The sequence below is a fragment of the Litchfieldia stipae genome, assembly GCF_014837155.1.
GTDB lineage: Bacteria > Bacillota > Bacilli > Bacillales > Bacillaceae_L > Litchfieldia.
This window is the reverse complement of the sequence record NZ_JACYHA010000021.1, coordinates 43,727-62,438: the sequence shown is the minus strand read 5'-3', so window position 1 is coordinate 62,438 and position 18,712 is coordinate 43,727. Positions and strand designations below refer to the sequence as shown.

Below are 18,712 nucleotides of genomic sequence, written 5' to 3'. Positions count from 1 at the left end.
ATTTTGGCGAAGAGGTCACACCCGTTCCCATACCGAACACGGAAGTTAAGCTCTTCAGCGCCGATGGTAGTTGGGGGACTCCCCCTGTGAGAGTAGGACGTCGCTAGGCAACAGAGGAGACTAGTTCATTAATGAACTAGTCTTTTTTGTGTGTGAAAAATCAAAAGGGTAAGCAAGGAATACTAGCTACCCTTGCCTTAATTACTAGCATTTTTCACCTTAACTCGATGAACAATACTTAATTTTTGAAGCTTCTCCACTATAATTTGTTTGCTTGCTTTCTTTGGGATTTTTACAAGAAGAGTATACTTCACCAAACCAAGGTTTTGAGTATCATACTCCTCTGAATCAATTTCAACAATTTCAATTTTTTCTTTAGCAATTAAATCACTCAGAATGGTTAAATTACCTATTTGTTGTTTGACGACGAGAGTGAGTTGTATAAATTTTTCACCTTTTACTTTATTTTTATATAGTGCTTCTAATTTATTTAAGAAAAAGAGCGTTGTAATAATAATAATTGTTGTTAAAATTGCCTCAAAAAACATGCCAATCCCAACAACCAATCCTAACCCTGCAACTACCCAGATGCTTGCTGCTGTTGTTAAACCTTTTACTGTAATCCCACGATGAACTAAGATCGTTCCTGCGCCTAAGAATCCTATACCTGAGATGACATAGGAAGGTATCCTACTTGGATCATACCCAACTAACTTTGGATGTTCTGTTAAGTAGTCCTCAAATCCAAAAATTGATACGAGCATTAATAAGCAAGAGCCTACTCCAACTAGGATATGAGTTCTTAAACCAGCAGGGTGATTTTTCATTTCTCGTTCAATTCCGATTAATCCACTTAATAACACAATAAGTGATAGACGAATCGTTGATGTGATCATTTCATCTGTAATAAACGCCACTAATCCCCCTCCTGAATCATTAATGCGTTAGATAAAAGACATATATATAAAGTATTTCTTATTATGAAATACTTATGTTAAAACAATCAATTTATACTTACTAAGCAAATGTATGAAAAACAGACATATAATAAATATAAAAGATGTTTTGTAAACAGATTTTTTTGGATAGGATAGTAAAGGTATCAGTCACAATAGTTGAAAATTTTTTTAATTCAATTTATAGTATTGTTATAGTCAAATATAGTCAAAGTCAAGGTGGGGTGTGGAGCCAGAGTGCGAAATATTTCTGATATCATTGAGCAGTATTTAAAGCAGGTACTTGAATTAAGTGACCGAGATATTGTGGAGATTAAAAGAAGTGAAGTGGCAGAACAATTCGAATGTGTCCCATCTCAAATTAATTACGTAATTAATACACGCTTTACTCTTGAACGTGGGTATTTAGTAGAAAGTAAACGTGGTGGGGGCGGCTATATTCGCATAATGAAGGTGAAAACCAATGATGATGCACACCTTATTAAACAATTGGTCCATTTAATTGAGAATCGAGTAAGTCAAGCAAGTGCAGAGGATGTGATTTTTCGCCTAGTTGAAGAAGGCATCATATCAGACCGAGAAGCCAAAATAATGCTAAGCGTGATTGATCGGTCAGTCCTTTTCTTAGAGCTACCATATCGAGATGAGCTGAGAGCAAGGATGTTAAACGCAATGCTAAAGTCACTAATGTATAAATAATAAAATGAAATTTCTTCTTGAATGATTAGAGAGGTGAAATTTATGATTTGTCAGGAATGTAAAAAAAGACCAGCAACGCTACATTTTACGAAAATAGTGAATGGTGATAAGACTGAAGTTCATATTTGCGAGCATTGTGCCCAGGATAAGGGGGAAATGCTGATGTTCTCAGGAAATAATGGATTCTCCATTCATAACCTGTTATCTGGTTTATTAAATATAGAACCTCAGATTTCTGAACCAACGAAGGATGCATTTCAAAAGAGTGAAGTGCTACAGTGTGAAAAGTGCAAAATGACTTTTCAACAGTTTGCGAAGGTTGGACGATTTGGTTGTTCAAATTGTTATAAAACATTTGGAGATCAGTTAAATCCAATTCTAAAAAGAGTTCATAGTGGGAATACAACTCATAATGGAAAGATTCCAAAGAGAATTGGAGGAAGTATCCACATTCGTAAGCAAATTGCTGAATTAAAAGGAAAGCTACAAGAATACATTAGCCTTGAAGAATTTGAAAAGGCTGCGGAAATTAGAGATGAAGTAAGAGCATTAGAACGAAGTGTAAGTGAACATAGAGAGGGGGAGCAATAATCTATGTCGCTCGAACGATTTATTGATAAGGCAATTAGTTCTTGGATGAATCAGGATGGTCCAGAGATGGATATTGTATTAAGCTCACGTATTCGATTAGCAAGAAATCTAGAGCATACGTTGTTTCCAACTCTAGCAACAAATGAAGATGCAAAGAGTGTTATTCAATTATTTTCTGGGCAATTTTCAAATAAGTATTTTTCCAATATTGGAGAATTAGAACTGTTAGATATGAATGAGCTACAACCAATTGAGAAACGAGTATTAGTTGAGAAACATCTTATTAGTCCACATCTGGCAGAGGACTCCCCATTTGGAGCATGTCTGTTATCTGAGAATGAAGAGATTAGTATCATGATCAATGAAGAAGATCATGTCAGAATTCAATGCTTATATCCTGGATTTCAGCTTGAAGAAGCTTTGAAGACGGCAAATGAATTGGATGATTGGATCGAGACAAAGGTAGATTATGCCTTTGATGAAAAAAGAGGATATTTAACAAGCTGTCCAACAAACGTTGGAACGGGTCTAAGAGCATCTGTCATGATGCACTTACCTGCGTTAATTTTGACACAGCAAATGAGTAGAATTATTCCGGCAATTAATCAATTAGGTCTAGTTGTCAGAGGGACCTATGGTGAGGGTAGTGAAGCTTTAGGGAACATCTTTCAAATCTCAAATCAGATTACCTTAGGAAAGACAGAAGAAGATATTGTAGGGGACTTGAAAAGTGTCGTAAGTCAGTTAATTTCTCAAGAACGTTCTGCAAGAGACGCATTAGTTAAGACTTCAAACATACAATTAGAAGACCGGGTGTACCGCTCATATGGTGTATTAGCAAATAGCCGTATTATCGAATCAAAGGAAGCAGCTAAATGCTTATCAGATGTGCGCTTAGGGATAGACTTGGGATATATCAAAAATTTATCAAGTAATATCTTAAATGAATTAATGATATTGACTCAACCAGGGTTTCTGCAATTATACGCTGGTGGGGCGCTGAGACCAAATGAAAGAGATATTAGAAGAGCCACTTTAATTAGAGAAAGATTAGAGCTAGAAGAAAAAAAGACTAATAGCATGGAGGTCGATGAATCATGATGTTTGGACGATTTACTGAACGAGCACAGAAGGTATTAGCATTAGCTCAAGAAGAGGCTGTTCGCCTTGGACATAATAATATTGGAACTGAACATATCCTACTTGGATTAATCCGTGAAGGTGAAGGGATTGCTGCTAAAGCATTGGTTGCACTTGGTTTAGGACCTGAAAAAATCCAAAAAGAAGTGGAAGCGTTGATCGGAAGAGGACATGATGCATCTCAAACGATTCATTATACACCACGAGCAAAAAAAGTAATAGAGCTCTCAATGGATGAAGCTAGGAAGCTAGGTCATTCTTATGTCGGTACTGAGCATATCTTACTGGGGTTAATTAGAGAAGGCGAGGGTGTTGCAGCTCGTGTTCTAAATAATCTTGGAGTAAGCTTAAACAAAGCACGTCAACAGGTGCTTCAATTACTAGGTAGTAATGAATCTTCTTCAGGTCACCAAGGTAGTGGGACTGTTAGTGCCAATACACCAACTTTAGATAGTCTAGCACGTGATTTAACGGCAATTGCTAGAGAAGGTAGCTTAGATCCTGTAATTGGACGTAGTAAGGAAATTCAGCGTGTCATTGAGGTACTAAGCCGTCGTACAAAAAACAATCCAGTGTTAATTGGGGAACCAGGGGTAGGGAAAACAGCGATAGCTGAAGGCCTAGCACAGCAAATTATTAATAATGAAGTACCAGAGACATTACGTGATAAGCGTGTCATGACATTAGATATGGGAACGGTTGTTGCAGGTACTAAATACCGCGGCGAATTCGAAGATCGCTTGAAAAAAGTGATGGATGAAATTCGTCAAGCTGGTAATATCATCTTGTTTATTGATGAGCTTCATACGTTAATTGGTGCTGGCGGTGCAGAGGGAGCAATTGATGCTTCTAATATTCTAAAACCATCGTTAGCAAGAGGAGAGCTACAATGTATTGGAGCGACAACTCTGGATGAGTATCGTAAATATATTGAAAAGGATGCTGCTTTAGAGCGAAGATTCCAGCCGATTACGGTTGATGAACCAACGATTGAAGAATCAATTCAAATTTTACAAGGATTACGTGATCGTTATGAGGCTCATCATAGAGTATCTATTATCGATGAAGCGATCGTTCAAGCAGTTAAATTATCAGATCGCTATATATCTGATCGTTTCTTACCTGACAAAGCGATTGATTTGATCGATGAAGCTGGATCTAAAGTGCGCTTACGTTCTTATACAGCTCCACCGAACTTAAAAGAGCTTGAAGCAAAGCTAGAAGAGGTTAGAAAAGAGAAAGATGCTGCAGTTCAAAGCCAAGAATTCGAAAAGGCTGCATCATTAAGAGATAGTGAGCAACGTTTACGTGAGAAGTTAGAAGAAACGAAGAAGTCATGGAAAGAAAAGCAAGGCCAAGAGAATTCAGAAGTAACAGTAGAAGATATTGCAATGGTGGTTTCTAGCTGGACCGGAATTCCGGTGTCTAAGCTTGCACAAACTGAAACAGATAAGCTTCTGAATATGGAGGAAATTCTTCATTCACGAGTAATCGGTCAAGAAGAGGCGGTTAAAGCCGTTTCTAAAGCAGTGAGACGTGCTAGAGCAGGACTTAAGGATCCAAAGCGACCAATTGGTTCATTTATTTTCTTAGGGCCAACTGGTGTTGGTAAAACAGAATTGGCAAGAGCCTTAGCAGAATCAATCTTCGGTGATGAGGATGCGATGATTCGAATTGATATGTCTGAGTACATGGAGAAGCATTCTACATCACGCCTAGTTGGATCACCTCCAGGGTATGTTGGGTATGATGAAGGTGGCCAATTAACTGAAAAGGTTCGTCGTAAGCCATATTCAGTTGTTTTATTAGATGAAATTGAAAAGGCTCATCCGGATGTATTTAATATCTTATTACAAGTATTAGAGGATGGTCGCTTAACAGATTCAAGAGGTCGTACAGTTGATTTCAGAAATACGATCTTAATCTTAACCTCTAACGTCGGTGCAAGTGAGCTTAAACGTAATAAATACTTAGGATTTAATGTTCAAGATGAGGGAAGAGACTACAAGGATATGAAGGGCAAGGTAATGGATGCACTTAAGAAAGCATTCCGTCCAGAGTTCTTAAATCGTATTGATGAAATTATCGTCTTCCATTCGCTAGAGAAGAAGCATTTAAAAGAAATTGTTACGCTTATGGCTAATCAGCTTACAAAGCGTCTACAAGAGCAAGATTTAGAATTAGAAATTACTGACGCAGCGAAGGAGAAAATTGCTGAAGAAGGTTATGATCCAGAGTATGGAGCTCGTCCATTAAGAAGAGCTATCCAGAAGCAAATTGAAGATAAGCTTTCTGAGGAACTTTTAAAGGGTTCAATAGAAAAAGGACAACATATCATCATGGATATCGAAAATGGAGAATTTGTTGTTAAGCTTGCGGAAAAAGTAAATCAATTATAATCAATGACAATTAGGCTGACCCTGAATTTAGTTTGGGCACCACTTATCTCATAGGTTGACTGGGGGAGAAGTGGTGCTAAGAACGAATGGTCAGCTTCCTTTTTATTAAAATTGTTCATAATTCAATCATTACATAGGTATTCTTATAAGAGAGGTATTTTTATTATGGCAAAAAAGAAAACAAAGTTCACATGCCAAACTTGCGGCTATGAATCTCCAAAATGGATGGGGAAATGCCCTGGCTGTAGCGCATGGAATACATTAGTTGAAGAAATTGAACAAACAACGGCACGAAGAGGTGCATTTAATCATTCAGCCTCAACGGTACTAAGTAAACCTTCACCAATCACCTCAATTGAAACCATCAGTGAGCCCAGAATGTATACCGAAAGCAAGGAGTTTGACCGAGTTCTAGGGGGAGGAATTGTCCGAGGATCACTTGTACTTATAGGTGGAGATCCTGGAATTGGAAAATCCACATTGCTTCTTCAGGTGTCAGCACAATTGGCTAAGGGAAATCGAGTGCTATATATTTCAGGTGAGGAATCAGTGAAGCAAACAAAGCTACGGTCTGATCGACTTGGCGTCACTTCGAAGGAATTATTTGTCTTGTCTGAGACAGATTTGGAGCATATCTCACAATCTATTAACGAATTAGATCCAGCATTTGTTGTGGTTGATTCAATCCAAACGATGTATCATTCTTCCATCAATTCAGCCCCAGGAAGTGTGTCTCAAGTTAGGGAGTGTACTTCTGAATTGATGAGAATTGCAAAGACCAAGGGCATTGCTATCTTTATTGTTGGGCATGTAACGAAGGAAGGGTCGATTGCAGGTCCGAGACTTTTAGAGCATATGGTTGATACGGTATTGTATTTTGAAGGTGAACGTCACCATACGTATCGAATTTTGAGAGCGGTTAAGAACCGATTTGGTTCAACAAATGAAATGGGTATTTTCGAAATGAAGGAATCTGGACTAGATGAAGTGGCTAATCCGTCCGAGATTTTTTTAGAAGAACGTTCACAAGGAGCAGCGGGTTCGACGGTGGTTGCCTCGATGGAGGGGACACGTCCAGTATTAGTTGAAATTCAGGCCCTCATTTCACCAACAAGCTTCGGTAATCCACGCCGAATGGCTACAGGGATTGATCAAAACAGGGTATCCCTGTTAATGGCAGTATTAGAAAAAAGGGTCGGACTGTTGTTACAAAACCAAGACGCCTATTTAAAGGTTGCAGGAGGGGTTAAGCTCGATGAACCTGCGATTGATTTAGCGGTAGCTATTAGTATTGCTTCAAGCTTCAGAGACAAACCGACTGGGGCAACAGATGTGTTTGTTGGAGAGGTTGGTTTAACGGGTGAGGTAAGAAGAGTGTCTAGAATTGAACAAAGAGTCCAAGAAGCAGCTAAGCTAGGATTCAAACGTGTGATTATACCAGAGAGAAACATCGGAGGCTGGAGTGTACCAAAAGGAATTGAAATTGTAGGAGTTTCAGATGTTAGGCAGGCGCTTAAACATGCACTAGGGGGATGAAAATGGATGAAATTATACATCATGAGCAAAGTTTAGCTCAAATTTTGAAGTTCGTTGCTCCAGGAACACCATTACGTGAAGGAATTGAAAATGTTTTAAGTGCAAAGACAGGTGGACTTATTGTCGTTGGATATAATGCCTCGATGGAACGTATTGTGGATGGTGGATTTCGAATTGATTGTAAATTTTCACCAGCTTCTCTTTATGAATTAGCAAAAATGGATGGAGCGATTGTATTAGATAATGAGGGAAAGAACATTCTTATTTCTAATGCACAACTAATGCCTGATCCAACCACCTTCTCTTCTGAGACAGGTATGAGGCATCGAACAGCGGAAAGGGTAGCCAGGCAAACGAGTAGCTTAGTTATTGCCATTTCACAAAGAAGGAATGTAATCACTTTATACAAAGGTGATTTAAGATATGTTCTAAAGGATATTGGAGTCATCCTTACAAAAGGAAACCAAGCGATTCAAACACTTGATAAATATAAGTCAGTTCTTATGCAATCCATTACAGACCTTAGTGTCTTAGAATTTGAGAATCTAGTCACGATTCAGGAAGTATTACTTGTAATTCATCGAATCGAAATGGTCGTTCGAATTAAGAGTGAAATCCTTGGCTATATTAATGAACTAGGAACAGAAGGTCGATTATTAAGACTACAATTAAGAGAGTTACTCGTTAGTATAGAAGAAGAGGCAGCTCATATTATTAAAGATTATGCGAAAGCGGAACTAACTGAACCTTATACAATTCTTGGGCAATTACAGTCCTTATCAAATCAAGAGCTTCTTGATGATTCGATTCTATTAAAGTTATTGGGATACTCTCCTAATACAAATGTGGATGAAATTGTTTGTCCGAGGGGGTACCGAGTTCTTCATAAAATACCAAGACTTCCGACTCATATTATCGAAAATGTCATAAATCATTTCAATCATTTGAAACATATTTTAACTTCATCCGTAGAAGACTTAGATGTAGTAGAAGGGATAGGTGAAGTCCGTGCAAGAAAAATAAAATCAGGATTAATGAATATTAGAAGACAACTAACAATTGACAGGGACGTATAGTAGAGTAAGATATGAATTTCAAAAATATACCATTTTTGGTTTGACTATCATTTTTTACAATGATAATCTTTATTTTATCTATTTTGCTTTTTTACACGTACATGTCATTACCTTTACATTTTAAAAAAACTATTTAATGTAGGTTTCAATTAGTATAAAGTGTTTATAATGATTATGAGGAGGTGAAGGAATGTTAAAGCGTATAGTTCATATCTTTTTTCTAATAGTCGGAGGTACTCTTGGAATTTTCTTTATACCAGAGCTTCTTGACTTATTAAATATCGGAGACGTTCCTTTTTTAGATAAACCATACACACTGGCTGTATTAGGTGCAATTATCTTATTTCTTACTACTTTTTGGTTAGTTGATTACATTGTAGGTTTAATTAAATGGCTAGAAGATACACTTATTAAAGCGCCGATTACAGATGTAATATTCGGTAGTTTGGGACTAATAATTGGACTCATTGTTGCGTTTTTAATTGTGATCCCATTAGGGCAAATACAATGGATTGTTGTTAACACAGTCATTCCTATCTTCGTCACTTTATTATTAGGATACCTTGGATTCCAAGTAGGATTTAGAAAAAGGGATGAGTTAGTGAACTTGTTTTCAATCAACAAGAGTAAGAAAAAGGGTCATGAGGAAGAAGAAATTGAGCCTATTAGTAAGAAATTAAAAATTCTAGATACTAGTGTTATTATAGATGGACGGATCGCTGATATTTGCCAAACAGGATTCTTAGAAGGAACCATTGTTATACCTCAATTCGTGCTTGAAGAGCTTCAGCATATAGCTGATTCATCAGATGTTCTTAAGAGAAACAGAGGAAGACGTGGTCTTGACATCTTAAATCGAATCCAAAAGGAACTAGCAATCAAGGTTGAAATTTATGAAGGTGACTTTGAAGAGATTCAAGAAGTCGATAGCAAACTAGTGAAGCTAGCGAAGCTAACGATGGGTGTCGTTGTAACCAATGACTTTAACTTAAACAAAGTATGTGAATTGCAAAATGTCGCGGTTTTAAATATAAACGATTTAGCAAATGCAGTGAAACCAGTAGTCCTTCCTGGTGAAGAGATGAAGGTTCAAGTTATTAAGGATGGGAAAGAGCATAATCAAGGGATTGCATATCTTGATGACGGAACAATGATTGTTGTTGAGGATGGAAGAGATTATATCGGCAAGCATATCGATGTATTAGTAACAAGTGTGCTACAAACATCTGCAGGTAGAATGATCTTTGCAAAACCCAAGCTATTAGAAAAAGCATTATAGTGTTGTTGGAGGTTTGAATGATAGATGTAGGCTTAGTATGCAAGTTCTTAGTTTTAAAACTGAGGAGGAAAAGCCGGGATATCTATCAGTTGCAAGCCTCTTTTTTTTGATTTAGAGAGAGTCTGATTTGACAATGAGGTGAATAATAAATTGCCATATGAAATTATTATTCTTGCTGCAGGGCAGGGAAAAAGAATGAATGCGGGAAAGAACAAGCAGTTTGTGACGATCAAATCGATTCCGCTTATTATACATACGTTGAGGGTGTTTGAAGAGGATGATCAATGTGCTGGGATTATTTTAGTCATCAATCCAATCGAATCCGAGCAGATAAATGAATTGTTAAAGAAATATGAGATAAAAAAAGTAAAAAGGATTGTGTTTGGCGGGAAGGAAAGACAGGATAGTGTGTATAATGGATTAAAGGCAATCGGTAACACGGAGATTGTTCTAGTACATGATGGAGCAAGGCCATTTGTAAGGATTCCAACTATTCATCAGCTTATAGAGCAAGCAAAGTCCAGTAGTGGAGCAATCTTAGCCGTTCCTGTTAAGGATACGATTAAGCAAGTCGATGACCAATTAGCTGTCAAAAACACGATAGACAGAACGAATGTTTGGTCTATTCAAACTCCACAAGCATTCCAGGTTGATATCCTTATTGATGCCCACCAAAAGGCAAGAGAAGAAGGCTTTCTTGGGACTGATGATGCAAGTTTAGTTGAACGTTTAGGAAAAAATGTGTATATTGTTGAAAGTGATTATAAGAATATAAAGTTAACAACTCCTGAAGATTTACTGTTTGCAGAGGCTATTCTAGCAAACTGGAGTAACCAATAAAAGAGGAGATGAACGTATGTTTCGAATTGGACAAGGCTATGATGTTCATCAATTAGTTGAAGGAAGACCGTTAATCATCGGGGGAATTGAGATTCCTTTTGAAAAGGGATTATTAGGTCACTCTGATGCTGATGTACTATTACATACGATTGCAGATGCCTGCCTTGGAGCGATTGCTGCAGGTGATATCGGGAAGCATTTCCCAGATACTGATCCAGCATTTAAAGATGCTGATTCAGCCAAGCTATTGACACATGTATGGAATCTTATTAAAGAGGAAGGGTATTCCTTAGGAAATATTGATTGCACCATCATTGCACAAAAACCGAAGATGGCGCCATATATTGGTCAAATGCAGGAGCGGGTTGCTGAATTACTAGAAGCAGATCCTTCTCAAGTAAATGTAAAAGCAACAACAACAGAAAAATTAGGATTTACAGGTCGTGAGGAAGGAATTGCTGCACAAGCAACAGTCCTCTTAATGAAAAGTAAATAATATCATGGAGGGATACAAATGACTCAAGAAGTGAGAGTCCGTTATGCACCAAGTCCAACAGGACATTTACATATTGGTAACGCTAGAACTGCTTTATTCAATTATTTATTTGCTAGAAATCAGAATGGTAAATTTATCATTCGAATCGAAGATACAGATAAGAAGCGTAATATCGCTGGTGGCGAAGAGAGTCAATTAAAGTACTTGAAATGGCTAGGCATTGATTGGGATGAGAGTACAGATGTAGGTGGAGAATATGGTCCATATCGTCAATCTGAGCGTAATGAGATCTATAAGAAATATTATGAAGAGCTTCTTGAAAAAGGACTAGCTTATAAATGCTATTGCACAGAAGAAGAAATTGAGCAAGAGCGTGAAGAGCAAATTGCAAAAGGAGAAATGCCTCGTTACTCTGGTAAACACCGTAATCTTACGGCAGAAGAGCAACTAGCATTTGAAAAAGAAGGTAGATTACCAAGTATTCGTTTCAAAGTAGAAGAAAACAAAGTGTATTCATTCAATGATATGGTAAAAGGCGAAATTTCGTTTGAATCTGAAGGGATTGGCGACTATGTCATCGTCAAAAAGGATGGAACGCCAACTTATAATTTTGCTGTAGCCATCGATGATCATTTAATGAAGATCACTCATGTTCTACGTGGAGAGGATCATATCTCAAATACACCAAAGCAAATGATGATCTATGAAGCATTTGGTTGGGAAGTTCCGACATTTGGCCATATGACTCTCATTGTTAACGAAAGCCGTAAGAAATTAAGTAAAAGAGATGAGTCTATTATTCAATTTATTGAGCAGTATGAGGAATTAGGCTACTTACCAGAAGCGCTCTTTAACTTCATTGCTTTATTAGGCTGGTCTCCATCTGGAGAAGAAGAAATTTATACAAAGGATCAATTTATTGATATTTTTGATGCAAATCGATTATCAAAGTCGCCTGCGGTATTTGATACACATAAATTAAAGTGGATGAATAATCAATATATTAAAACAGTGGATGCGGATAAGTTAGTTGACATCTCCTTACCACATCTTATCTCTGCCGGCCGTGTGGGTCAGGATATGACAGCTGATAAGAAGGAATGGGTAAAGGAATTAATTTTACTACATCAAGAGAAGATGAATTACGGAGCAGAGATTGTTGAGCTAACGGAACTTTTCTTCAAGGATGAGCTAAGCTATGATGATGAGGCGAAAGAAGTCTTATCAGAGGAGCAAGTAGAAGAGGTACTTAAGGCGTTTGTGAATGAGCTAAAGAGTCTTGAAGCATTTACTGCGGAGGATATCAAAGCAGCAATGAAGGCAGTTCAAAAGGCAACTGGGCAAAAAGGGAAAAAACTATTTATGCCTATTCGGGTAGCTACAACTGGCCAAACTCATGGTCCAGATCTACCAAAAGCAATCCATTTGTTAGGCCTAGAAACTGTAGTGAATCGAATTGAAAATATTTTTAGTTAACATTTTGACTTAAATGTAATATAGTTAACTATGATTAGTAATGTTTACGTAAGAATAAGTTCAAATAATTAAGGTTAATATAATAATTAAATAGCAGAAAATGTTGAGAAGGAGAGTAAGAAAGCATTTGCTTATTAGAGAGAACCATCGCCGGCTGAAAGTGGTTTAAGTGGAATGTTTTTTGAAATGCACCTTTGAGTCTTTTGTTGAACATACGAGTGTATTAGTAGGCAAAGGCGGCTGCTCGCCGTTAAGTGAGTTAAAGTTGAGGAATCGCTAATTAGAGGGTTCCTAAACAGAGTGGAACCGCGTGAAAACGTCTCTGTGTTTATACACAGAGGCGTTTTTTTTTTTTTTTTGAGGGGAAAAGGGGAAAATAATACCATTCTAAAGGGGAGTGGAGAACATGTTTCGTAGGATAAAAGAAGATATAGAAGTTGTATTTGAACAGGATCCTGCAGCAAGAACTCGTATTGAAGTGATTTTGACCTATTCAGGCTTACATGCCATATGGAATCATCGGATTGCGCATGGTCTATATAAGCGGAAATTGTTTTTCTTAGCCCGAGTGGTATCACAAATTAGTCGATTGTTCACTGGGATTGAGATTCATCCTGGGGCGAAGATTGGGCGAAGATTTTTTATTGACCATGGAATGGGTGTGGTCATTGGGGAGACATGTGAGATTGGCGACAATGTAACAGTTTTCCAAGGAGTTACTTTAGGTGGTACGGGGAAAGAGAGAGGAAAGCGACACCCGACAATTAAAGACAATGCCCTTATTGCTACTGGAGCAAAGGTATTAGGTTCTATCACAATTGGTGAAAATTCAAAGGTGGGAGCGGGAGCTGTGGTCTTAAATGATGTTCCCCCTAACTCAACAGTAGTCGGAATTAAAGGTAGAGTAGTTATTCAAAATGGAATTAAAGTCAATCGATTAAATCATTGTGATGTACCAGATCCAATTGCTGATCGGATTAAGGAGCTTGAGCTTGAAGTTGGGAAACTAAAGGAAGAGCTAAAGAAAGGAGAAAATAGCAATGTCCATTCAAATATATAATACTTTAACTAGAAAAAAAGAAGTGTTTACACCGATAGAAGAAAATAAGGTGAAAATGTATGTGTGCGGTCCTACTGTCTATAACTATATTCATATCGGGAATGCCAGACCTGCGATTGTTTTTGATACGGTTCGTCGTTACTTAGAATTTCGCGGGTATGAGGTGAACTATGTATCAAACTTTACGGATGTAGACGATAAATTAATTAGAGCAGCAAATGAATTAGGTGAGGAAGTACCTGTTATAGCTGATCGTTTCATTGAAGCATATCATGAGGATGTTTCGTCACTAGGGTGTAAGGAAGCAACTGTACATCCTCGAGTTACAGAAAATATTGATATTATCATTGAGTTTATACAGGCTCTTATCGACAAAGGATTTGCCTATGAAGCGGGTGGTGACGTCTATTACCGTACAAGGTCGTTTAAGGAGTATGGGAAACTATCACATCAATCAATCGATGAACTAAAGGTAGGAGCAAGAATTGATGTTGGTGATAAAAAGGAAGATGCTCTTGATTTTGTACTATGGAAGAATGCCAAAGAAGGAGAAATTTCTTGGCAAAGTCCTTGGGGCGAAGGAAGACCAGGTTGGCATATTGAGTGCTCAGCGATGGCAAAGAAATACCTAGGTGATACCATTGATATCCATGCTGGTGGACAGGATTTAGCGTTCCCGCACCATGAGAACGAAATTGCACAATCAGAAGCAATTAGCGAGAAATCATTTGCTAATTATTGGATGCATAACGGGTATATTAATATAGATAATGAAAAAATGTCTAAATCACTCGGTAACTTTATTTTGGTCCATGATATTATCAAGCAGCATGACCCACAGTTAATTCGATTCTTCATGTTATCTGTTCATTACAGACATCCAATTAACTACAATGAAGAATTGTTAGAAAGTACGAATAAGGGGTTTGAACGTATTAAAACCTCATACGACAACTTAAAGCACCGTAAAGAAAGCAGCACAAATCTAACAAATGATGACCAAGAGTGGATTAATACCATCAATTCTCTAAGAGAAGAATTTATCATCGCGATGGATGATGATTTCAATACGGCAAATGCTGTGTCAGTTCTATTTGAGTTGTCTAAGCAAGCGAATTATTATCTTCAATTGAAGAACACGTCTGTTGAGGTTATTGAGCACTTCATGAATCAGTTTGAAGAATTTTTCCAAGTCCTAGGATTGAAGCTGAGCAATGAAGAGGGCTTACTTGATGAGGAGATTGAAGAGCTTATTCAAAAAAGAATTGAAGCGAGAAAAAATCGTGATTTTGCCCTGTCAGATCAAATCCGCGATCAGCTAAAAGAAATGAATATCATCCTTGAAGATACCCCGCAAGGTACTCGTTGGAAAAGAGGGTCCTAATGTTACTTGATTCATCAACCATTGATGTGAACCAATTAAATAGCTTAGCTCTTGCTTATATGGGCGACGGGGTCTATGAAATGTACGTCAGACATCATATCCTTAGCAATGGTGCAGTGAGACCAAATCAATTGCACAAAATTGCGAAGGGGTATGTGTCAGCAAAAGCTCAAGCCAGCATTTTGCACCACTTATACTCGCTTGATTTCTTTACTGAGGAAGAAGAGGGTGTACTAAGAAGAGGAAGAAATGCGAAAAGTGGTACTGTTCCTAAAAATACGGATGTACAAACCTACAGGTATAGTACATCCTTTGAAGCACTAATAGGGCATCATCATTTGCATAAAAATAAAGACCGATTAGAAGAAATCATCAACGCATCATTTCACTATATCGATCAATCATTCAATAAATAAAAGAAAGGAGGATTACCATGTCAACAGATTTTATCATTGGAAGAAATCCAGTAATAGAAGCATTGAAATCTGAACGAGATATCAACAAAATCTTAGTTGCAGAAGGTTCACAAAAAGGATCTATGAGTGTCATAATCAATCTTGCTAAAGAGAATGGGGTCATGCTTCAAATTGTCCCAAAAAAGAAGATTGATCAAATGGTTGAAGGTAATCATCAAGGCGTTGTTGCACAAGTGGCCGCTTATGAATATGCAGAGGTAGAGGATTTATTTAAGGTAGCAGAAGAAAGAGGAGAACAGCCATTTTTCCTTTTACTAGATGAACTTGAGGATCCACATAATCTTGGATCTATTTTAAGAACAGCAGACAGTGTAGGCGCTCATGGTGTAATCATCCCAAAAAGAAGGTCAGTAGGATTAACGGCAACTGTGGCGAAGGCATCAACTGGAGCAATTGAATATATCCCAGTCGCTCGTGTTACTAATCTTGCTAGAACAATTGATGAATTAAAGGACCGTGGGGTTTGGATTTTTGGAACTGATGCATCAGGCAAAGACGATTATCGGAAGATGGATGGAACGATGCCTTTAGGACTTGTTATTGGTAGTGAAGGAAAAGGAATGGGAAGATTAATCAAAGATAAATGTGATTTCTTAGTTCGTCTACCAATGAAGGGAAAGGTTACCTCCTTAAATGCTTCTGTCGCAGCTAGCCTCCTCATGTATGAGGTATATCGTAAACGCAACCCTCTAGGTGAATAGGTAAGATGGATATCCTCATTGTTGATGGATATAACATAATTGGAGCATGGCCTGAGCTGCGAAAGCTAAAAAATGTTGATTTTGCTGAAGCACGAAAAATCCTTATTGAGAAAATGGCAGAATATCAAGCCTATACGGGATACCGAGTGATTATTGTTTTTGACGCACATCTTGTTCAGGGGACGGAAAAGAAAAGTAAGAATCATAAGGTAGAGGTTATTTTTACTAGAGAGAATGAAACCGCAGATGAGCGGATTGAAAAACTTGCTCAGGAGCTAAGTGATCGGCGGACCCAAATTCATGTTGCGACTTCAGATTATACGGAGCAATGGGCGATATTTGGTCAAGGGGCTCTAAGAAAGTCGGCACGAGAATTACAAACTGAAATGGGTTTGATTGAAAAGGGGATTGAAAAAAAAGTCCAGAAAACTTATCAAAAGAAAAGCATTACAAAGATCCCACTAACAGATGAAATGATAGAAATATTCGAAAAATGGCGACGAGGAGAGAAGTGACCTGTTGACGCCTTCAAAAAAAGTCCTGTATAATATTTCTATCTACAAGTCCGGTCGGGGGGATCGACGTGATTTCAAACTTCAATGGAAAAGTCAACACAGTGTATGAACGATTAGAAGATGAGGAAGTCGTAGAATTAGTTCATTCTGGTGAAAGTGATGCACTCGATTACCTAATTAACAAGTACAAGAATTTTGTACGTGCAAAAGCCCGGTCATATTTTCTGATTGGTGCTGACAGAGAGGATATTGTTCAAGAAGGAATGATTGGTCTATATAAAGCCATTCGTGATTTCAAAGAGGACAAGCTTACTTCGTTCAAAGCCTTTGCTGAGCTTTGTATTACGAGGCAGATTATCACAGCTATTAAGACAGCAACAAGACAAAAGCATATCCCGTTGAATTCTTATGTTTCATTGGACAAGCCTATTTATGATGAGGAATCTGATCGCACCTTAATGGATGTCATTTCTGGAGCAAAGGTGATGGATCCAGAAGAGTTGATCATAAATCAAGAGAAATTTGATGATATTGAAATCAAAATGGCAGAGCTATTGAGTGACTTAGAAAGGAAAGTATTGGCACTTTATCTCGATGGTCGTTCGTATCAAGAGATATCAGAGGATTTAAACAGACATGTGAAATCCATTGATAATGCCCTGCAGCGGGTCAAACGCAAACTTGAACGATACTTAGAGATTAGAGAAATCAGTCTTTAATTTGACACATACGTGAAGTGCAACCGAAAGCCCTTTCCCTGGAGTATTGACATCCAGAACAAGCTTATGTTACATTTTTAAAGAATTTATACAATTATTATAATTATTATCATAGCGGAAGGTGCTAATGATGAGCAAAAAAGTAGTTTTAGCATGTAATGACTGTGCGAGTCGTAATTATACAACTATGATTAACTCAGGCAAAGCAGAAGAGCGCCTTGAATTAAAGAAGTTTTGCAAGACTTGTAATAACCACACAATACATCGTGAAACAAAATAGGATTTTTCTAAAACTGTTGGAGGTAACATAATGCAGCGTCTAGTAAAGTTTTTCCAAAGTGTTGCTCGTGAAATGAAAAAAGTTAGCTGGCCTAAAAGGAAAGAGTTAACTCGATATACAATTATCGTTTTATCAACAATTACTTTCGTGTCTGTTTTCTTTGCACTCATTGATACAGGTATTTCAAAATTAATTCGTATGGTTATTGAATAAGTCATACAAAGTCATGGTATAATGATGGTAAATAATGTAGTCAGTAAAAGCCCGTTTACGGGTTTTTTTAATTGCGTTAATCCTATAAAAGATCAAGGGGAGGGACGGACAGCTGGTTGTCCTAACGAATGGAAAAAAATTGGTATGTAGTACATACGTATTCAGGTTATGAAAATAAAGTAAAAGCAAATTTAGAAAAACGTGTAGAATCTATGGGGATGCAGGATAAGATTTTCCGCGTTGTTGTTCCTGAAGAAGAAGAAACAGAAATCAAGAACGGCAAAAAGAAAGTTGTAAAGAAAAAAGTATTCCCAGGTTATGTTTTGGTTGAAATCATCATGACTGATGATTCATGGTACGTAGTTCGTAATACTCCAGGAGTAACAGGGTTTGTTGGATCTGCAGGTTCAGGTTCAAAGCCAACTCCATTATTACCAGATGAGGTTACTAGTCTACTTAAGCGCATGGGTGTTGATGAAAAGTCGGTAGAAGTCGACTTTGAATTAAAAGAAACTGTCCGAGTAAACGAAGGGCCATTTGCTAATTTCACTGGAAGTATTGAAGACATCGATCTGGACAAGCATAAAGTAAAAGTTCATGTTAATATGTTTGGGAGAGAAACTCCTGTTGAACTAGACTTTGCTCAAATTGAGAAATTATAAGAATTTGATTGAAAGAAATTGAGATACAGAAGGATTTTAAGTTAATTTCAAAAAAACTCTAGAAAAAACTTGAAATCTATTTAGTATAGTGTTAAAATTTCAAAGGTCAGTATGTCTAAAAGACATGACCAAGACATGTAAGGATAATAAAATTATCTTTATATAAAGAGATGAGTGGGAGGGAAAACCCCTATTACCACATCACGGACTTTAA

Annotated in this window: 20 protein-coding genes, 1 rRNA gene and 1 other annotated feature; of the genes, 20 read left to right on the top strand and 1 reads right to left on the bottom strand. The window is 37.5% G+C overall.

Annotated features, from left to right (window positions below):
• Positions 1-109 (top strand): 5S ribosomal RNA (gene rrf, locus F7888_RS18840); the annotation flags it as partial.
• Positions 110-197: 88 nt separating this feature from the next.
• On the opposite strand, the gene F7888_RS18835 is transcribed toward rrf, so the two are convergent.
• Entirely contained in the window at positions 198-917 is a 720-nt protein-coding gene (locus F7888_RS18835; protein ID WP_412096015.1) for an MgtC/SapB family protein, read from the bottom strand.
• A 276-nt stretch (positions 918-1,193) separates the two neighbouring features.
• Between F7888_RS18835 and F7888_RS18830 the strand changes: the two genes are divergently transcribed.
• From F7888_RS18830 to nusG, 19 genes are all read left to right on the top strand, one after another.
• Entirely contained in the window at positions 1,194-1,655 is a 462-nt protein-coding gene (locus F7888_RS18830) for a CtsR family transcriptional regulator (protein ID WP_191782241.1), read from the top strand.
• A gap of 42 nt (positions 1,656-1,697) precedes the next feature.
• Complete coding sequence (locus tag F7888_RS18825) at positions 1,698-2,246, top strand: UvrB/UvrC motif-containing protein (RefSeq protein ID WP_191782239.1); 549 nt, start codon at positions 1,698-1,700, stop codon at positions 2,244-2,246.
• A 3-nt stretch (positions 2,247-2,249) separates the two neighbouring features.
• The gene (locus tag F7888_RS18820; RefSeq protein ID WP_191782237.1) at positions 2,250-3,347 is read left to right on the top strand and encodes a protein arginine kinase; all 1,098 of its coding nucleotides are present in this window, start codon (positions 2,250-2,252) and stop codon (positions 3,345-3,347) included.
• Positions 3,344-5,785: an ATP-dependent protease ATP-binding subunit ClpC gene (gene clpC, locus F7888_RS18815; RefSeq protein WP_191782233.1), complete on the top strand. Its 2,442-nt coding sequence runs from the start codon at positions 3,344-3,346 to the stop codon at positions 5,783-5,785. Before F7888_RS18820 ends, clpC begins: the two co-directional genes overlap by 4 nt.
• Positions 5,786-5,950: 165 nt before the next feature.
• Positions 5,951-7,321 carry a DNA repair protein RadA gene (gene radA, locus F7888_RS18810; protein ID WP_191782230.1) on the top strand — a complete coding sequence of 457 codons (1,371 nt, stop codon included), beginning with the start codon at positions 5,951-5,953 and terminating at the stop codon, positions 7,319-7,321.
• 2 nt (positions 7,322-7,323) lie between these two features.
• Positions 7,324-8,397 (top strand): DNA integrity scanning diadenylate cyclase DisA, encoded by a 1,074-nt coding sequence (disA, locus tag F7888_RS18805; RefSeq protein ID WP_191782228.1) that lies wholly within the window; start codon positions 7,324-7,326, stop codon positions 8,395-8,397.
• A gap of 190 nt (positions 8,398-8,587) precedes the next feature.
• A complete protein-coding gene (locus F7888_RS18800; protein ID WP_191782227.1) occupies positions 8,588-9,676 on the top strand; it encodes a PIN/TRAM domain-containing protein in 1,089 nt (362 codons plus the stop codon).
• A 150-nt stretch (positions 9,677-9,826) separates the two neighbouring features.
• On the top strand, positions 9,827-10,516 hold the full coding sequence (gene ispD, locus F7888_RS18795) for a 2-C-methyl-D-erythritol 4-phosphate cytidylyltransferase (RefSeq protein WP_191782224.1): 690 nt from the start codon (positions 9,827-9,829) through the stop codon (positions 10,514-10,516).
• A gap of 16 nt (positions 10,517-10,532) precedes the next feature.
• Positions 10,533-11,012, top strand: coding sequence for a 2-C-methyl-D-erythritol 2,4-cyclodiphosphate synthase (gene ispF / locus F7888_RS18790; RefSeq protein ID WP_191782221.1), 480 nt, complete (start codon positions 10,533-10,535; stop codon positions 11,010-11,012).
• Positions 11,013-11,030: 18 nt separating this feature from the next.
• Positions 11,031-12,488: a glutamate--tRNA ligase gene (gene gltX, locus F7888_RS18785; RefSeq protein ID WP_191782219.1), complete on the top strand. Its 1,458-nt coding sequence runs from the start codon at positions 11,031-11,033 to the stop codon at positions 12,486-12,488.
• 94 nt (positions 12,489-12,582) lie between these two features.
• Positions 12,583-12,815: a binding site (T-box leader), on the top strand.
• A gap of 79 nt (positions 12,816-12,894) precedes the next feature.
• Positions 12,895-13,548, top strand: a complete 654-nt coding sequence (gene cysE / locus F7888_RS18780; protein WP_191782217.1) for a serine O-acetyltransferase — start codon at positions 12,895-12,897, stop codon at positions 13,546-13,548.
• Positions 13,529-14,932 (top strand): cysteine--tRNA ligase, encoded by a 1,404-nt coding sequence (gene cysS / locus F7888_RS18775; protein WP_191782215.1) that lies wholly within the window; start codon positions 13,529-13,531, stop codon positions 14,930-14,932. The genes cysE and cysS overlap by 20 nt, the downstream gene beginning before the upstream one ends.
• Positions 14,932-15,348 (top strand): Mini-ribonuclease 3, encoded by a 417-nt coding sequence (locus F7888_RS18770; protein ID WP_191782212.1) that lies wholly within the window; start codon positions 14,932-14,934, stop codon positions 15,346-15,348. The genes cysS and F7888_RS18770 overlap by 1 nt, the downstream gene beginning before the upstream one ends.
• Before the next feature lie 17 nt (positions 15,349-15,365).
• The gene (rlmB, locus tag F7888_RS18765) at positions 15,366-16,109 is read left to right on the top strand and encodes a 23S rRNA (guanosine(2251)-2'-O)-methyltransferase RlmB (protein WP_191782210.1); all 744 of its coding nucleotides are present in this window, start codon (positions 15,366-15,368) and stop codon (positions 16,107-16,109) included.
• Positions 16,110-16,114: 5 nt separating this feature from the next.
• Complete coding sequence (locus F7888_RS18760) at positions 16,115-16,624, top strand: NYN domain-containing protein (protein WP_191782209.1); 510 nt, start codon at positions 16,115-16,117, stop codon at positions 16,622-16,624.
• A 68-nt stretch (positions 16,625-16,692) separates the two neighbouring features.
• Complete coding sequence (gene sigH / locus F7888_RS18755) at positions 16,693-17,343, top strand: RNA polymerase sporulation sigma factor SigH (RefSeq protein ID WP_412096014.1); 651 nt, start codon at positions 16,693-16,695, stop codon at positions 17,341-17,343.
• Positions 17,344-17,473: 130 nt separating this feature from the next.
• On the top strand, positions 17,474-17,623 hold the full coding sequence (gene rpmG, locus F7888_RS18750; RefSeq protein ID WP_191782207.1) for a 50S ribosomal protein L33: 150 nt from the start codon (positions 17,474-17,476) through the stop codon (positions 17,621-17,623).
• A 30-nt stretch (positions 17,624-17,653) separates the two neighbouring features.
• Complete coding sequence (secE, locus tag F7888_RS18745; RefSeq protein ID WP_191782205.1) at positions 17,654-17,836, top strand: preprotein translocase subunit SecE; 183 nt, start codon at positions 17,654-17,656, stop codon at positions 17,834-17,836.
• A gap of 128 nt (positions 17,837-17,964) precedes the next feature.
• Positions 17,965-18,498: a transcription termination/antitermination protein NusG gene (gene nusG / locus F7888_RS18740; protein WP_191782203.1), complete on the top strand. Its 534-nt coding sequence runs from the start codon at positions 17,965-17,967 to the stop codon at positions 18,496-18,498.
• Positions 18,499-18,712: the final 214 nt, after the last annotated feature.

What these genes read in the sequence shown, in the direction of transcription:
- F7888_RS18825 (WP_191782239.1), top strand. Translation starts at nt 1,698, where the DNA reads ATGATTTGTCAGGAATGTAAAAAAAGACCAGCAACGCTACATTTTACG.
- F7888_RS18820 (WP_191782237.1), top strand. Translation starts at nt 2,250, where the DNA reads ATGTCGCTCGAACGATTTATTGATAAGGCAATTAGTTCTTGGATGAAT.
- clpC (WP_191782233.1), top strand. Translation starts at nt 3,344, where the DNA reads ATGATGTTTGGACGATTTACTGAACGAGCACAGAAGGTATTAGCATTA.
- radA (WP_191782230.1), top strand. Translation starts at nt 5,951, where the DNA reads ATGGCAAAAAAGAAAACAAAGTTCACATGCCAAACTTGCGGCTATGAA.
- disA (WP_191782228.1), top strand. Translation starts at nt 7,324, where the DNA reads ATGGATGAAATTATACATCATGAGCAAAGTTTAGCTCAAATTTTGAAG.
- F7888_RS18800 (WP_191782227.1), top strand. Translation starts at nt 8,588, where the DNA reads ATGTTAAAGCGTATAGTTCATATCTTTTTTCTAATAGTCGGAGGTACT.
- ispF (WP_191782221.1), top strand. Translation starts at nt 10,533, where the DNA reads ATGTTTCGAATTGGACAAGGCTATGATGTTCATCAATTAGTTGAAGGA.
- gltX (WP_191782219.1), top strand. Translation starts at nt 11,031, where the DNA reads ATGACTCAAGAAGTGAGAGTCCGTTATGCACCAAGTCCAACAGGACAT.
- cysE (WP_191782217.1), top strand. Translation starts at nt 12,895, where the DNA reads ATGTTTCGTAGGATAAAAGAAGATATAGAAGTTGTATTTGAACAGGAT.
- cysS (WP_191782215.1), top strand. Translation starts at nt 13,529, where the DNA reads ATGTCCATTCAAATATATAATACTTTAACTAGAAAAAAAGAAGTGTTT.
- F7888_RS18770 (WP_191782212.1), top strand. Translation starts at nt 14,932, where the DNA reads ATGTTACTTGATTCATCAACCATTGATGTGAACCAATTAAATAGCTTA.
- rlmB (WP_191782210.1), top strand. Translation starts at nt 15,366, where the DNA reads ATGTCAACAGATTTTATCATTGGAAGAAATCCAGTAATAGAAGCATTG.
- F7888_RS18760 (WP_191782209.1), top strand. Translation starts at nt 16,115, where the DNA reads ATGGATATCCTCATTGTTGATGGATATAACATAATTGGAGCATGGCCT.
- rpmG (WP_191782207.1), top strand. Translation starts at nt 17,474, where the DNA reads ATGAGCAAAAAAGTAGTTTTAGCATGTAATGACTGTGCGAGTCGTAAT.
- secE (WP_191782205.1), top strand. Translation starts at nt 17,654, where the DNA reads ATGCAGCGTCTAGTAAAGTTTTTCCAAAGTGTTGCTCGTGAAATGAAA.
- nusG (WP_191782203.1), top strand. Translation starts at nt 17,965, where the DNA reads ATGGAAAAAAATTGGTATGTAGTACATACGTATTCAGGTTATGAAAAT.